Annotated in this window: 13 protein-coding genes; 5 read left to right on the plus strand and 8 right to left on the minus strand. The window is 70.5% G+C overall.

What is annotated here, in order from left to right; translation table 11 throughout:
- Positions 1-16: 16 nt before the first annotated feature.
- From BLU27_RS08090 to BLU27_RS08100, 3 genes are all read right to left on the minus strand, one after another.
- Complete coding sequence (locus BLU27_RS08090; RefSeq protein WP_092652037.1) at positions 17-1,240, minus strand: beta-ketoacyl-[acyl-carrier-protein] synthase family protein; 1,224 nt, start codon at positions 1,238-1,240, stop codon at positions 17-19.
- A 264-nt stretch (positions 1,241-1,504) separates the two neighbouring features.
- Complete coding sequence (locus BLU27_RS08095; protein WP_092652039.1) at positions 1,505-2,680, minus strand: alpha/beta hydrolase family protein; 1,176 nt, start codon at positions 2,678-2,680, stop codon at positions 1,505-1,507.
- Between the two features lie 112 nt (positions 2,681-2,792).
- Positions 2,793-3,164 carry a DUF6458 family protein gene (locus BLU27_RS08100; protein ID WP_092652041.1) on the minus strand — a complete coding sequence of 124 codons (372 nt, stop codon included), beginning with the start codon at positions 3,162-3,164 and terminating at the stop codon, positions 2,793-2,795.
- Positions 3,165-3,487: 323 nt separating this feature from the next.
- Between BLU27_RS08100 and pknB the strand changes: the two genes are divergently transcribed.
- From pknB to BLU27_RS08115, 3 genes are all read left to right on the plus strand, one after another.
- Positions 3,488-5,389 (plus strand): Stk1 family PASTA domain-containing Ser/Thr kinase, encoded by a 1,902-nt coding sequence (gene pknB, locus BLU27_RS08105; protein ID WP_092652043.1) that lies wholly within the window; start codon positions 3,488-3,490, stop codon positions 5,387-5,389.
- A gap of 242 nt (positions 5,390-5,631) precedes the next feature.
- Positions 5,632-8,223, plus strand: a complete 2,592-nt coding sequence (locus BLU27_RS08110) for a polysaccharide lyase family 8 super-sandwich domain-containing protein (protein ID WP_092652045.1) — start codon at positions 5,632-5,634, stop codon at positions 8,221-8,223.
- Between the two features lie 109 nt (positions 8,224-8,332).
- Positions 8,333-8,737 carry a VOC family protein gene (locus BLU27_RS08115; protein WP_092652047.1) on the plus strand — a complete coding sequence of 135 codons (405 nt, stop codon included), beginning with the start codon at positions 8,333-8,335 and terminating at the stop codon, positions 8,735-8,737.
- Positions 8,738-8,757: 20 nt separating this feature from the next.
- On the opposite strand, the gene BLU27_RS08120 is transcribed toward BLU27_RS08115, so the two are convergent.
- From BLU27_RS08120 to BLU27_RS08130, 3 genes are all read right to left on the minus strand, one after another.
- The gene (locus BLU27_RS08120) at positions 8,758-9,159 is read right to left on the minus strand and encodes a DUF2089 domain-containing protein (RefSeq protein ID WP_092652049.1); all 402 of its coding nucleotides are present in this window, start codon (positions 9,157-9,159) and stop codon (positions 8,758-8,760) included.
- 4 nt (positions 9,160-9,163) lie between these two features.
- A complete protein-coding gene (locus BLU27_RS08125; RefSeq protein WP_157728332.1) occupies positions 9,164-9,928 on the minus strand; it encodes a hypothetical protein in 765 nt (254 codons plus the stop codon).
- A 77-nt stretch (positions 9,929-10,005) separates the two neighbouring features.
- Positions 10,006-11,211 carry an FAD-dependent monooxygenase gene (locus BLU27_RS08130; RefSeq protein ID WP_092652053.1) on the minus strand — a complete coding sequence of 402 codons (1,206 nt, stop codon included), beginning with the start codon at positions 11,209-11,211 and terminating at the stop codon, positions 10,006-10,008.
- Positions 11,212-11,325: 114 nt separating this feature from the next.
- Between BLU27_RS08130 and BLU27_RS08135 the strand changes: the two genes are divergently transcribed.
- Positions 11,326-11,916, plus strand: coding sequence for a TetR/AcrR family transcriptional regulator (locus BLU27_RS08135; protein WP_092652055.1), 591 nt, complete (start codon positions 11,326-11,328; stop codon positions 11,914-11,916).
- Positions 11,917-11,977: 61 nt separating this feature from the next.
- Positions 11,978-13,327, plus strand: coding sequence for a sulfatase-like hydrolase/transferase (locus BLU27_RS08140; protein ID WP_092657372.1), 1,350 nt, complete (start codon positions 11,978-11,980; stop codon positions 13,325-13,327).
- On the opposite strand, the gene BLU27_RS08145 is transcribed toward BLU27_RS08140, so the two are convergent.
- Complete coding sequence (locus tag BLU27_RS08145; protein ID WP_092652057.1) at positions 13,301-14,305, minus strand: phosphotransferase enzyme family protein; 1,005 nt, start codon at positions 14,303-14,305, stop codon at positions 13,301-13,303. The two genes, BLU27_RS08140 and BLU27_RS08145, sit on opposite strands and share 27 nt — an antisense overlap.
- Positions 14,305-14,943, minus strand: coding sequence for an SRPBCC family protein (locus BLU27_RS08150; RefSeq protein WP_241827848.1), 639 nt, complete (start codon positions 14,941-14,943; stop codon positions 14,305-14,307). Before BLU27_RS08150 ends, BLU27_RS08145 begins: the two co-directional genes overlap by 1 nt.
- Positions 14,944-15,021 lie beyond the last annotated feature (78 nt).

The raw sequence follows: 15,021 nt of genomic DNA on the forward strand, positions 1-15,021 counted from the left end.
CGTGGTCGACGTCAGGTCACGGCGCGGTGGTGAACACCAGCGCAGCGTTGTGGCCGCCGAAGCCGAACGAGTTGGCCAGTGCGGCGTTCAACTGCATCTTCCGCGCCTCGCCGGCCACCACGTCGAGCTTCACCTGCGGGTCGAGCTGGTGCAGGTTGATCGTCGGGGGAACGACCTGGTCGCGCAGCGCGAGGATCGCGGCCATCGCACCGATCGCGCCGGCGGCCCCGAACGTGTGGCCGGTCATCGACTTCGTAGCGGTCACGGCCGGGTGGGGACCGATCGCCTCGGTGACCGAGCCGGCCTCGGTGACGTCACCCAGCGGCGTGGAGGTCGCGTGCGCGTGGACGAGCCCGATGTCTTCCGGAGCCACCCCGGCGGACCTGACCGCCATCCGGATCGCGCGGGCCTGACCTTCCTGGCTACCGGCGGTGATGTGCCCGGCGTCGGAGGTGAGGCCGGACCCGGCGAGAGCGGCGTGCACGCGCGCCGACCGGGCCGCGGCGAAGTCGGCGCGCTCCAGGACGAGGACGGCGGCGCCCTCGGCGAAGACGAAGCCGTCCCGGTCGACGTCGAACGGACGGGAGGCCTCCTGCGGTGCGTCGTTGCGCATCGAGTGGGCGCGAGCGTTGGCGAACCCGACCAGTGGCAGCGCGTTGATGCAGGCTTCCGTACCACCCGCGATCACCACGTCGGCGCGGCCGAGCCGGATGAGGTCGAGCCCGAGGGCGATCGCCTCCGCGCCGGACGCGCACGCACTGACCGGGGTGTGCGCGCCACCGCGGGCACCGAGATCCATGCTGACGTACGCCGCGGGGCCGTTCGGCATCAGCATCGGCACCGTGTGCGGGGAGACCCTGCGTACGCCCGACGTCTCCAGCACGTCGTCCTGGGCCAGGGTGGTGAGCACGCCGCCCACGCCGGTACCGATCGCCACCGCCAGCCGCTCCGGCTCCACCTCGGGGCGGCCGGCGTGCTCCCAGGCCTGCCGGGCGGCGATGAGGGCGATCTGCTCGCAGCGGTCCAGCCGCCGGGCCTCGACCCGGCCCATGACTTCGCTGGGGTCGACCTTCAACCGGCCCGCGATCCGTACCGGGAGGTCGGCCGCCCACTCGTCCTCGAGCGGGGTGATCCCTGATTCGCCCGCGAGCATGGCCGCCCACGTCGAGTCGACGTCCCCTCCGAGTGGTGTCGTCGCGCCGAGTCCGGTTACCAGGACGGCCTCGTTGCCAGCAGTCATCAGCGCACCCCTTCTTCGTGAAGCTCCACTATCCGCCACTTTGCCAACTCGTTCACGCCTCATCAGCGCGGCAGCCCACGGAGTCGGCCGCGCGGATTTGTCCGATCCTCACAAACGGCCACGCTTGGCGCGGCAGGCGGGCACCAGGGGCTGCGTCGCGGTGCCTGCGGAGCGGCGGCGACAGTGGGTCCGGGGTAGACAGTACGGTCGAGCGGGCGACCGGCGTCGAAGCCCCCCACCTGCACGTGACCAGGACCGTCTATGTCAACGCTGCATTGACGGGTGGAACCGCACCTCGCGGTACTTCCGCGACGGGCCGTCGAGCAGCGGCCGGTCCCGCCCGCGCAGGTGCTGGTCGAAGAACGCACCCACGTAGGCGTTCGTGATCCGCACCGCCCGGGCTCCGGCGATGGTCTGCCCGATGTCGACACCGAGCTGGTCGGCCAGCGTCGCGTAGTCGGTGAAGGAGGAGTGCGCACTGCCGCTGACGGTGATCCAGCGCTTCCATCCGGTCAGCCGTTGCCAGTCCCGGTCCCAGGTGGTGTCCTCGCCACCCGGGGAGTGCCCGTCCTCGGTTCCCAGGAACATGAAGGGCACCGCCAGGCCGCTCTCCGGCAGTGGGTCGAACTGCGTGCCGTCCAGGTTCACCGCCGCCCGGACGCGCGGGTCGCGGACCGCGGTGGGTCCGCTGGAGGCGCCGCCGACGGAGTGGCCGGCCATCCCGATCCGTGCCGGGTCGATCAGGTGGGCGAGCCGCCAGGCCGGGCGCGGCCCGACGAGTTCGTCCAGCACGAACGAGACGTCGGCCGCTCGTCCCTGGATGATCCGTTGCGGTGTCGTGTCCGTCTCACACGCCATGCAGGTGGTGACGCGGCCGTCCGGGAAGGTGGTGGCCACCGACTCGTAGGTGTGCTCCACGGCGGCGACGACGTAGCCGCTGCTCGCGAGGTCCTCAGCCAGGGCGGTGAGGGAGGTGCGCGGAAAGCTGAACCCGGGCGAGAGGACGACCAGCGGGTAGTTGCGCCTGCCCGCCCGGGGCGCCGCGCCGGATCTGGCGTACGTACGAACAGTGCTCAGGGCGTCCGCGGGTACGTCGGTGACGCCCTGGCTCTCGAGGAGCAACCCGGACTCGCGCGGTGTGACGTACCTCGCCGGCGTCCCCGACGCTCGGCGAGCGGGGTAGTACATCGAGACCATGAGCTCCCTCGGCCCCGACTCCGGCACCCACGGATCCGGCCGGTCGGCGTCGACGAGGTGCAGTGTGTCCGTTCCCACGCCGTACGGTCCGGATGGTCGCGGGAGGGTGAGGGAGGTGGCGGGAAGCTGGTCGACGGGGTGGTCGGTGGTCCCCGCCTGGGCGACACCGGGCGCGAGGAGCCCCAGGGCCGCGAGACTGACGCCGGCGGTGAGGGCCGCGCGCCGAAGAGTCGTGGTGATCATGAAACTCACCCTGCCGACAGAACGCGGCTGCCACATCGTCCGGAGGTCGCGGCCGACCCCACCGCAGGGTGCGGTCGCCGCCCCGGGTCAGGGACCCGTGGGGGATGGACTGTCAGGGCTGGTAGTAGCCCTGCACTGACCTCCGGCTCGTCGTTCGCCGCCGGCTCATGACGGCGGTGGCGACGATCGCGATCGCACCGGCGACCATCAGGATGGCGCCCATCGCGTCGTCGGCGATGTAGGGGAGATCGGCGTCGACCGCGAAGTACAGGATCGCCCCGGCCGCGAGCAAGAGGATGCCGGTCCCCACGCCTGCCTCCGGCCGGTCCGCCCGCAGCACCACGGCGACGATGACGACGGCGAGGCCGGCCAGCAGCAGGATCAGTCCGAGCGCGTCGTCGTCGACGTAGGGAAGATCGACGTCGACGGCGCCGTACAGGATGGCGCCGACCACGATCAGGAAGATGCCGCTTCCCAAGCCCATTGCTTCCAGCCTCCACAGGGGTAGGACCACGAGATCCGCCGGACTCTACCGAGATCCGCGGCGTCCGCCCAGCCTGGGACGCCGGCCCGGTCGGGCGGCCTGGTCGGCGGCCCGGTCGGCGGCCCGGTCGGCGGCCTGGTCGGGCCGCTCGCAAGGGGGTTGGTCGTGCCCGGCGGCTCGCTCACCTAGACTTTCCGGCGGCACACAGAGCGTACGGCGGTAAGCCCCGCTTCACCGCTCGTACGACGGGGGCCGCGCTGCGCGGGTGACCAACTGCTCTCGGTGACGAGGCACACAGTGACGTCGATGATCGGACAGCGAGGATGACCCCCAACGACCGGGCACAGTCCGGCCCCACCGACGACGCGGAGCGTACGGTTCCGCGGCGCATACTCGGCGGCCGGTACGAGCTCCACGAGGAGCTCGGGCACGGAGGCATGGCCGTGGTGTGGGCGGGTATCGACCTGCGGCTGGGTCGCCGCGTCGCGGTGAAGACCCTGCGCCCCGAACACGCCGCCGACTCGACGTTCCAGGCGAGGTTCCGCCGGGAGGCGCAGTCTGCCGCGTCGCTCAACCACCACTCGATCGTGGCGGTCTACGACAACGGCGAGGGTGACCTGAACGGCATCTCCGTGCCGTACATCGTGATGGAGTACGTCGAGGGCCGCACGCTGCGCGACATCCTCCGCGAGGGCCGGCCGATCCTGCCCGAGCGCGCCCTGGAGGTGGTGGCGGAGATACTCGACGCCCTCGAGTACAGCCACCGGGCCGGGATCATCCATCGCGACGTGAAGCCGGCCAACGTCATGGTGACCCCCGCGGGCGACGTCAAGGTCATGGACTTCGGTATCGCCCGGGCGATCAGCGACGTCTCGGCCGGGCTCACCCAGACCTCCGCCGTGATCGGCACCGCGCAGTACCTCTCCCCGGAGCAGGCCCGCAGTGAGCAGGTCGATGCCCGCAGTGACGTCTACTCCACCGGCTGCCTGCTGTACGAGCTGCTGACCGGCCGGCCGCCGTTCACCGGTGACTCGCCGGTCTCGGTCGCCTACCAGCACGTACGCGAGGAGCCGCGTCCGCCGTCCGCGGTCTCGCCCGGGGTGCCGCCCGAGGCCGACCGGATCACGATGCAGGCGCTCCGCAAGGACCCGGCCGACCGCTACCAGAGTGCCGCGCAGATGCGCGCCGACATCGAGCGCGCGCTGGCCGGGGAGAACGTACTCGCCTCGGAGGCGCCGACCGTGGCGGCCGCGACCGCTGTCGCCCCGATGCCGGCGGACGCGACCGCGCAGTTCGCGCCCGCCGCGGACCCGGAGCCCCGGTGGGGCGAGACCGCCGAGCAGCGGCGGTGGGCGCCCGACGACCGCGACGGCCCCGACGACCGTGACGAGGAGAAGCGCCGGGCGCTGCCGTGGGTGCTTGCCCTGGTGGGACTCGTGCTGCTCGGCATCCTGGCCTTCGCGGCGTACCGGCTCATCGACGGCGGGTCGGCGCAGACCACCAGCGCACCCAGCCTGATCGGCAAGACCGAGTCGCAGGCCAAGGCGGCTCTGGCGGCGAAGAACCTCAAGCTGGGCGACACCTCGGAGAAGCCCAGCGAGGACGCTCCGAAGGGCCAGATCATCGCTCAGGATCCCGCCCCGGGTGGCTCGGTGCGGGTCGGCGGGGCGATCGACGTGACGCTGTCCAGCGGGAAGCCGGAGGTTCGGATCCCAGAAGTGGTGGGCGACCAGGCGGCCGACGCGCGCACGAAGCTGGAGGAGGCCGGGTTCCGCGTCCGGGACAAGGAGGACAAGCAGTCCAGCAAGCCCGGCGGTGAGGTGACCAGGGTCGACCCGCCGGAGGGTTCGCTGGTGGCCAAGAACTCCCTGGTGACGATCTACCACTCCACGGGCCTGACCGAGGTGCCCGACGTGAGCAAGAAGGACGAGGGCGAGGCGAAGGCGATCCTCGAGGACGCCGGCTTCAAGGTGCGGGTGATCCGGGAGGAGAACGCCGACGCCGACCCCGGAACGGTGGTCTCGCAGATCCCCGATGCCGGTTCGCGCAGGGAGGCCGGGACCCGGGTGACCATCGTGGTGGCGAAGGAGCCCAAGGCCACGTCGGAACCGACCCCGACGGACACGCCGACGCCCACGGACTCCCCGTCGCCCTCCCCGTCCCCGACCGACGACAAACACGACAACAACGATCACGGGTTCCCCGACCTGCCCGGGCTCCCCTGAGCGGACCACCTCCCAGGTCTCTCTGGCTACTCCCGGACGGCCGTCCCCACGGTCGGCCGAGCGGCGGACCATGGTCGGCAGTGCTTACCCTGCGCCGTGCTGGTGGTGCATACTGTGGCGGCATCACCTCGTACCCGCCACTTCCGTGTCGCCGTTCTGTCGCCGTTCTGCCGTAGCTGCCGTAGCTGCCGTCGCTTCCTGTCGCTTCGCCGTCGCTTCGCCGCCGCCGTCCAGGAGTGCCCATGGGGATCAGCCGTCGTCAGTTGTTGTCCCTCCTGCCGACCGCCGGACTGGTGACGGCCATCACGCCCGAGGTCGCGCAGGCGCAGCCGACCGCCGCCGGTGACCCGGGTTCGGGTGCCGCGGATGCCGATGTCGCCCGGCTGCTCGCCAACACCGTCGCGATGTTCGCCGGCGATCCCGAGGTCAACGGCCGGGCCGAGGTCGCTCCCAAGCTGGCCGCCATCGACAAGACCGCACGCACCTGGCTGGCCGCGATGAAGGACACCGACGGCCCGGGCGGCGAACTGTTCGCAGGCATTCCGCTGGGCACCAGCGACCCCAACCTCACCGCGTCGTTCCAGCACCTGTACGAGATCGCGCTCGCGACCGCCGTTCCGGGTGGCCCGGGTGGCCCGGCTTCGGACCTGGCCGGCAACACCGACGTGCGACGCCGGGTGCTCGACGGCCTGGCCTGGCTGCACGAGCACTACTACGGCGACCAGGCCCAGGGCTACTACGGCAACTGGTTCAACTGGGAGATCGGCATCTCCACCCACGTCAGCAGGACGCTGGTGCTACTGGCCGAGGAGGTACGCGCCTACCGTCCCGCCCTCGCGCGGACCTACGTCGCGTCGATGGACGCCTACCTGCGCAACGGCAAGGAGGGAGACGTCGACCTCGACTCCCGCTTCCACACCGGCGCCAACCTCGCCGACATCACCACGAACCGCATCCTGCAGGGTGCGGTGCTCGCCGACGAGGCCCGGGTGGGCAAGGCGGTCGCGGACCAGCTGACGGTCTTCGCCACCGTGGATCCGTACCACCTCCAGCACGGCGTGACCGACGGCTACTACGCCGACGGTTCGTTCGTCCAGCACGACTCGGTCGCCTACACCGGTTCCTATGGCAAGGGCCTGTTGACACGGGTCGTGCAGACGCTGAAGATCCTCGACGGTACGAGCTACATGCACGGCGACGGTCTCGTGTCGGTGGTGGACGGCTGGGTGCGTAACGGCTTCGCGCCGTTGATCTTCGAGGGCTGGATGATGGAGGTGGTCAAGGGGCGCGCGGTCTCCCGGACCACCACCGGGTACGCCGACGTGGCGGTGGTGGTCGAGGCGGTCGTCGACCTGTCCGGCTGCGCCGGCGGCGACGCCGCCAGGGCGTTGAAGAGCTACGTGAAGTTCATCGGCGAGACCTCGCGGGCCGCGCTCGACCCGACCCGGTTCGTCTCACCTGTCAGCATCGCGCGGTACGCCGACATGGTCGCGGACGACACCATCCCTGCCCGTGATCTCAACCCCGCTTCGCGAAGTGTGGCGTTCAACGCGATGGACCGGCACGTCCACCTGCGGCCCGGCTACGCCTTCGCGCTCGCCCGCAGTTCCAATCGGATCAGCAAGTACGAATACATGAACGGCGAGAATCTCCAGCCGTGGTTCTCAGGTGACGGCGCCTACTACCTCTACCTGTCCGGCCAGGACCAGGCCCAGGCGTACGGCGTCGACTACTTCACCACCGTGTCGCCGTACGCGCTGGCCGGCGTCACCTCGCCGGTCGAGCATCGGCGGACGATCCCCGAGTTGTACGGAACGCCGTACTACGACAACCCCGACCACCCGCTCCACTTCACCTCGTCGTCGGAGTCGCAGAACACCTACGTGTACTTCCCGCGCGGCACGAACCGGCACTCCGGCGGTGCGGTCCTCGGTGCTTTCGGCGCGGCCGCGATGGTCCAGTCCGACGACGTCGCCTGCGCGGCCAAGCGGGAGGGCCTGCTGCCGGAGGACTTCGTGGCCTACCAGAACGCCACCGCGCACAAGTCGTGGTTCATGCTGGACGAGGAGATCGTCGTACTGGCGGCGGGAGTCGGTGACCTGTCCGGTCGGGCGGTTCTCACCACGGTGGACTCCCGGACCGCGGCGCCGACGGACTCGATCACGATCAGCGGGGCGCGGCGCGACGGAAGCGCGTGGGCGGGTACGGGCACCGCCGACCTGGCGTGGTTGCGGTACGCCAACGCCGACCAGGGCACCTCGGTCGGGTACGTCTTCCTCGACACCACCGGACCGGTGCGCGTCGCGAACGAGCAGGTCACCCGCAGCCGGCGGGTCGTGCGTACCGCCAATCCCGACACCGCGGTGACCAGGTCGGTGTTCGGGGTCCACCTGGACCACGCGCCCGGAGTCGCGCCTTCCTCACTGGCGTACGCGATGGTGCCGAACGCGACGGAACGCCAGTTGGGCTCCTACGGCGAAGGCCGCGTCGTCGTGGTGGCGAACACCACGCAGGTGCAGGCCGTCCGGCACACCGGGCTCGGGCTGACCGCGGTGAACACCTTCGGTGCAGGCCCGCACAACGTCGCGGGCCTGCGGGTCTACGGCGCGGCGTCGGTGCTGGTGCACCGACGCCGCGCCGGGCGGACCGAGGTCGCCGTCGCCGATCCCACCACGGACCGGGAGACGATCTCGGTGGTTCTGCGCGGCCGGTCGCTGACCCCGGTCGCGCCGGCCGAGGGTGTACGGGTGAGTGCGGTCGCGGGTGGTACGCGGCTGGACGTCGACACCTACCAGCTGTACGGGCGCAGCTGCACGGTCGCGCTGGAGCTTTGAGGTCCCTGCTCGGTACTCCGAGATGCGTGGATAGGGCTTGACTTATATAAGGCCAGGGTGAAACGCTCGGTCGCACACGTCGTTCGACCCTGGAGGAGAGCAGCTCGCCATGATCGTCAGTACGCAGAAGATCACGACGTTCCTCATGTTCACCGGGCAGGCCGAGGAGGCGATGACCTTCTACACCTCGCTGTTCCCCGACTCCGAGGTGCGGTCCGTCACCCGTTACGGCGCGGACGGCCAGGGAGCCGAGGGAACCGTGCAGCACGCGACGTTCACCTTGGCGGGGCAGGAGTTCATGTGCATCGACAGCCCCGTCGAGCACGCGTTCGGGTTCACCCCGTCGGTCTCGTTGTTCGTGACCTGTGAGACCGAGGAGGAACTCGAACGACTGTTCGCCGCGCTGTCGGAGAAGGGTCAGACCCTCATGCCGCTGGGCGCCTACGGATTCGGTACGAGGTTCGGCTGGGTGAATGACCGGTTCGGTGTCTCCTGGCAGCTCAACCTGCCGTAGGAGGCTTGGGTCGGTCCGCCCTAACCGCCGGCGCCCTGGGTGAGTTCGGCCATGGCGTCGTCGACGTCGACGTCCCCTCGCGCCACGGCGTCGAGCAGTTGGCGCCGCCTGGTCTGCCGGTCGACCGGCGGGGTGGTGGCCACGCCGAGTGCCGTGAGGAGTTCGTCCAGCCGGGCGCGCGCGGTGGGGTAGCTCACTCCCAGGTGGCGTTCGAGTTCCTTGGTGTTGCCGCGGGCGGCGAGGAACACCCGCAGCAGGTCGCGCTGGGAGTCGTCGAGGGCGCAGAACTCGCAGTGCCGGAAGTGCCCGCGAACCTCGGTGTCGCAGCGGTCGCAGTGCAGCCCCGAGACGGACAACGGTGCGTGGCAGGTGGGGCACGCGCTCGGCGGGGTGTGCTGGGTGGGCTGGGTACGCGTTGCCATCGGCTCAGCCCACCCTGACCGAGACCTCGGCGAGGTTGCCGTCGATCTCCAGAAGGGCGGTGCCCTCGCCGAGTACGTACTCGCCCCGGCCGGCCTTGGTCAGCCGGTCGTCCATGCCGTACTCCGCCGGGCACCGAACGACGACACGTACGTCCGAGTCCGGTGAGAGGACGACGGTGACGTTGCCGGCGTTGGCGTCGAGGTGGGACTCGCCTTCGGTCAGCTCGGCCTCCAGCCGGACGTCGCCCACGTTGAAGTCGCCGTGGAAGGATCCACGTAGTCCGCGGACCAGGGCGTCGCCGCCGTTGAGCTCCAGGTGCAGCTGGGCATTCGCCGGTACGACGAGAAGGGTGTCGTCGCCGACCTGGCCCTCCACGTGCACGTTGTCGCCGTCCCGCTCGATCGAACCGCGGTACGGACCCTCGAACCAGACGTCGTCGGCTTCCCCGTCGCAGGCAACCTCGATCGTCCCGGCCGCGTTCAGGCTGGCGTGGACCGTCAGGGTCGACGACTCGGTGGTCGACTGCTCGACGGTCGCCGGCGCGGCGGGCATCGGGGGAGCGGCCGGCGCCGCCGGGGTGGCCGGCGTGGCCGGCGTCGGGGGAGCGGCCGGCGCCATCGGGACCGGCGGGACCGGCGGGACCGGCGGATCGCTCGGGTTCGGCTGCTGACTCGGGTCCAGGGACGCCAGCTCACGCTCGGCGTCGTCGGGCGAGATCTCGCCCCGTGCCACTCTCTCCAGAATTGATCTCTGCTGCGCAACAGTCATGGCAGGTAGTAAAGCGTGAATTTCCAGATTGTCAACCAGTTGCGCCTGCTACTTGCCAACTTGTCCGCTGCCCCCCGCTACGGGTGTGCGGGGGACCGGTTGGGGTCGGTGCTCAGTTCGGCGAGGTTCATCGCCACCGCCTGGCGGACGGCGGGGATCCGGTCGAGTACGCGCAACCCGGCGTTGCGAACCTTCTGCAGCGGCCGGCTCCGCATCGTGGCGAGGCGCGTCAACCGGTCCGTCATGGTGAGCACCCGGGCGGCGACCGGTCGCCGTTCGGCCTCGTACGCGTCAAGCTCCCCTTGACGGGTGTCGTCCTCGACCAGGGCGCTCAGGTGAGGGGCAAGGGCGACGGCGTCCTGGATGCCGGTGTTCATGCCCTGTCCGCCGGCCGGGCTGTGCACGTGCGCCGCGTCGCCGGCCAGCACCAGCCGCCCTGAGTGGTAGTGGTCGGCCAGCCGGTGGTGCACGTGGAACCGCGAACCCCACACCACGTCCCGTACGCGCGCCGGGGTTCGCTGTGGCCCCCGGGCGTCCAGAACGGCCTGGATGTCGTCCGGCGTGGGGTCTTCGGGCGCGGGGTCGAGCGGAGCGACGATCCGGTGCCGCCCACCTGGGAGCGGTGCCACGACGAGCAGGCCGGCGGAGTCGAAGAAGAGCTGGGTCTCGTCGGTGGGCAGATCCCAGTCCAGGTGGACGTCTGCGAGCACGAACGACACGGCGTAGGCCGTGCCGGGGAAGGCGATGCCTGCCTGCGTCCGCACCGTGCTGTGCATGCCGTCGGTCCCCACGACATAGGCGGACCGGATGGTCTGCCCATCGGCCGTGGTGACGACCACGTGGTCGGCAAGCTGCTTGACGTCGACGACCTGGTGTCCGTAGTGCACCTGACCTCCGAGCTGGTGCAGCCGCTCGGTCAGCACGTGCTCGGTGACGTCCTGCGGAATCATCAGCGTGTACGGGTGGGTGCTCGGCAGTCCGCCGAAGTCGACCGACAGCAGGGTCCGGTCGCGGTCGCGCACGGTGAACCGAGGCGCGATCAGGCCGAGCCGTAGCAACTCGTCGTTGACGCCGAGGTCGGTCAGGACCTCCAGCGTACGGGCGTGGATCACGGCGGCCCGCGAGGTGTCGGCGGGACCGCTTCGCTGGTCGACGACGGTCGCGTCAACGCCGCGAACCCGCAGGGCGACGGCCAGGGTCTGGCCGACCGGTCCGCCGCCCACGACCAGGACCTGGGTGGAGGCGGGTAGCGGGGCGCTGGTGGGGTGGTGAAGGGAGTTCACGGCTGCCTCCGGGAAGTCCGGCAGAAGTCCAACGATTGTTTGCCAACGCTTGTTGACTCCACCGTAGTCCGGCTCGGCTGGATTGCCAACACCCGTTGGCCTACATTTGTGGGCATGCCTTTCACCACACGTTCGGACCAGACCCGGGAGGCGATCCTGCGGGCCGCCCGCCGCCGTTTCGCGGCGGAGGGATACGAACGAACCACCATCAGGGCCGTGGCGGCGGACGCGGGGATCGACCCGTCGATGGTGATGCGTTACTACGGCTCCAAGGACGGCCTGTTCGCGGTCGCGGCGGACATCGACCTGCGGCTGCCCGACCTGTCCGAGGTTCCCCGGAGGAAGGCGGGTGAGCGGTTGGTCCGCCACTTCTTCGAACGCTGGGAGGGTGAGCTCGCCGACGACGTGCTGGTCGTGGCGTTCCGGTCAGCGGCGACCAACGAGGCCGCGACGGAGCGGCTGCGCGAGGTGTTCGGCAACCAGGCACAGGTGGCACTGGCACGCGTGGTGGCCGACCCGGAGGAGGCACCGGCGCGTGCGGCGCTGGTGACCTCCCAACTGCTGGGGCTCGCCATGTGCCGTTACGTTCTCAAGCTGCCGCCGATGGTGGCGATGGACACCGAGACCCTGGTGGCCTCCGTCGCACCCACGGTGCAGCGCTACCTCACCGGTCCGTTGCCAGGTTCGAGACCGCGGACATCGTGAGCCAGGAGAATTGTCGGCCCGTCAGAATGTGCGGGTACTGCCACGGCTTCGAGGGGTGAACGTGCCGGACACCACGAGTCCCAACGTCGTCGTCATCTACGCGGACGATCTCGGGTGGGGAGACGTCGGGTGCTTCGGGGCGGACGACCTCGAAACCCCGGTGCTCGACAGCCTGTGCGCCTCGGGTGTCCGGCTGCCGCAGTGGTACTCCAACTCGCCTGTCTGCTCTCCCTCGCGAGCCTCGCTCCTGACCGGGAAGTACCCCGCGCACGCCGGAGTCGAGACGATCCTCGGAGGCGCGCGCGGCACGCGGGGCCTCCCTCGACAGGAGACGCTGGCCACCCAACTTCGCCGCCGTGGCTATCGGACAGGCATCTTCGGCAAGTGGCATCTCGGGGTGGCGGAGGAGTTCGGTCCCACACGCCACGGATTCGACGAGAGCTTCGGCTTCCGGGCGGGATGCGTCGACTACTACTCACACATCTTCTACTGGGGCAGGCACAATCCCGTGCACGACCTCTGGGAGGGCGACGAGGAGGTGTGGCTCAACGGCGAGTACCTCACCACCGTGATCGGCGAGCGGGCGGCCCGCTTCGTCGCGCAAGAAGACGATCGGCCGTTCTTCTGCTACGTGCCGTTCAACGCGCCCCACTATCCGCTGCACGCGCCCCCCGAGTACGTGGATCGGTTCGCCCACCTCCCCGAGGGCCGCAGAACGACGGCCGCCATGATCGCGGCGATGGACGACGCGATCGGGCTGATCGTCGACGCGCTGGACGAGCGGGGCCTGCGGGAGAACACCCTGGTCTTCTTCTCCTCCGACAACGGTCCGTCCAGGGAAAGCCGAAACTGGCTCGACGGCGAGGAGATCTCCTACGACGGCGGGTCCACCGGCGGGCTCCGGGGAGCGAAGGGGTCCGTGCTCGAAGGCGGAGTTGCGGTACCCGCGATCATGTCGTGGCCGGCGGAACTGCCGGCCGGAGTCGACTACCCGGGTGCCGGCCTGATGATGGACCTGCTCCCGACGATCCTCGAAGCCGTCGACGGCGCACCTGCCGAAGTCGCCGACGTCGACGGCCGCTCGCTCCTTGCGGGGTTGCGGAAACCCAGCACACCCGCCGCCCTCGACGACCGTGCCGTCTTCTGGACGTACGACGGGCAGTGGGCGGTGCGCCGCGGACGGTTCAAGCGGGTCCATCGCGCTCGCGAAGGAATGACGCCGCCCCACGTCGTCGAACGCGCCCTGTTCGATCTCGCCGAGGACAGAGCGGAGGAGGTCGACGTCGCCGAACGGTTCCCGGAGACGGCCGACGAACTCGACCGCGACCTGGCGGGTTTCCGGAGGCAGCACGGGAACTGGAGCGGTGCTGCTCCAGGACAGACCCTAGGAGGTCGCCAGGACGCGCCGTAGTTCGTGCCAGCGCCGGTTGAACGGTACGAACGGCCCGGGCCGGACGAACTGGCGTACCCGGTCGTTGCCGTGCAGGTAGATCTCCTCGGGCAGCCAGGTGGAGTGCGCGGCGTCGAACGTGCGGATGTCGGCAGCCAGGTCGAGGTCGTCGATCGCGAGCGGGCTCACCGAGCGGTAACCGTCGACGAAAGCGGAGCACAACTCGGGGGCGAGAAGCAACGAGTAGTCGAGCGCCCGCAAGATCTCCTCGGCCGGCCACCGCACCTCGGCTTTGTCCCAGTCGATCACCGCGGCCACCCGTACCTCGGAGGAGGCGCCGGCGCCGGCGCCGGCGAAGAACACGTTGGTCTCCTGGTAGTCGCCGTGGGTCAGCCGGGCCGCACCCGCCGGGGCCTCGGGCAGTGTCAGCTGGGCACCCTCCGACGCGAGCCAGGTCATCCTGCTGCGCAGCCGGTCCACCATCCAGGCGTCGCACTGATCGAAGGTGTGCTCGCGGTCCCGGCGTTCGATCAGCGCGACGAGATCCTCCATCCGGCGCAGGGACTCCTCCGGCGTGGGCGCCGGCTGGTTCTTCGCGGGCGGAGGATGCGGGACGTCGGCCAGTGCGTGGTGGATGTGGGCCAGCGTCGTCCCCATCGCCCGGGCATGACCCGGGCGTAGGCACGTCCTCTCCACCTGCTCGCCGTCGGCGTACGTGAACAACGAGAACCACCGGCCGCCGTGACCGACGACGAACTCGCCGTCGGGTGTGGAGATGGCAGCGGGCACCGGCACGCCGCCCGCACGGACGTGCGCGACGACCTCGTGCTCCCATTCGATCTGGCGGCGGTCGGTGCGGCGGTGGCGACGGAGTACGACCCGGCGGCGCGCGGTGGTGACGACGTAGGTGTCGTTCATCGTGCCGGACTCGGTGCGCTCGATCGTGCCGGCGGGTTCGAGTCCCCAGCGGTCGAGGACCAGGTGGAGCTCGGACGTCACTACAGCGGCTGTCCGGTGTAGAAGGCGGTGGTGCGGGCGGCCGCCTCCGCCGCGGTCGCCTCGTCCTCGCCGTTGGCGGCGTTGGCTGCGCCCCACCGCTCACTCGACGACGCGATGAACTTCCGGCCCTCCTCCGACAGCGGCCAGGCCGCCGCCTCGGCCGGGTCGAGGTCGCCGGCTCCGGACAGGTGCGTCGCCAGGCCGAGCAGGGCGAGATCCCAGCCGACACCCACGGCACCCGGGCCGAACTGCTTCCAGCGTCCCGGGTCGACGTGGGCGGAGTGCTCGAGGTCGAGCCGCGTCCGGCCGGGCTGCTGCTCGGTCAACCGGACCTCCAGCCAGGTGACCTCCTCGGCGGACTCCCAGGTGGCCGCCAGATGCGACGGCGGCGCGCACGCGAGAATCTCGCCCGAGGCGTTCCCCTCGAGGTGGTAGCGCCCGCCGACCCGCAGGTCGCCGGTGACCGGAAGGAACCAGCGGGGGAGCCGCTCGGGATTGGTGAGCGCGTCCCACACGTCGTCGACCGCGCCGTCGTAGGTCTGGCTCACCGCCACCACCCGGGTGGGGAGGCCGTCACGCTCTCCGCTGCGCACGGTGCGGTCGACCGCGCCGAGGTGGTGGGTCACGTCGTCGATCACGTCGACTCCTTCGACTCCTGCTGTGGGACCGATTGCCGACCGCTCAGCCTGCCAGGCGGCACTGTATCGGCCAAGCCG

Origin of the sequence: Actinopolymorpha singaporensis (assembly GCF_900104745.1) — a bacterium.
In the GTDB taxonomy this organism is placed as follows: domain Bacteria; phylum Actinomycetota; class Actinomycetes; order Propionibacteriales; family Actinopolymorphaceae; genus Actinopolymorpha; species Actinopolymorpha singaporensis.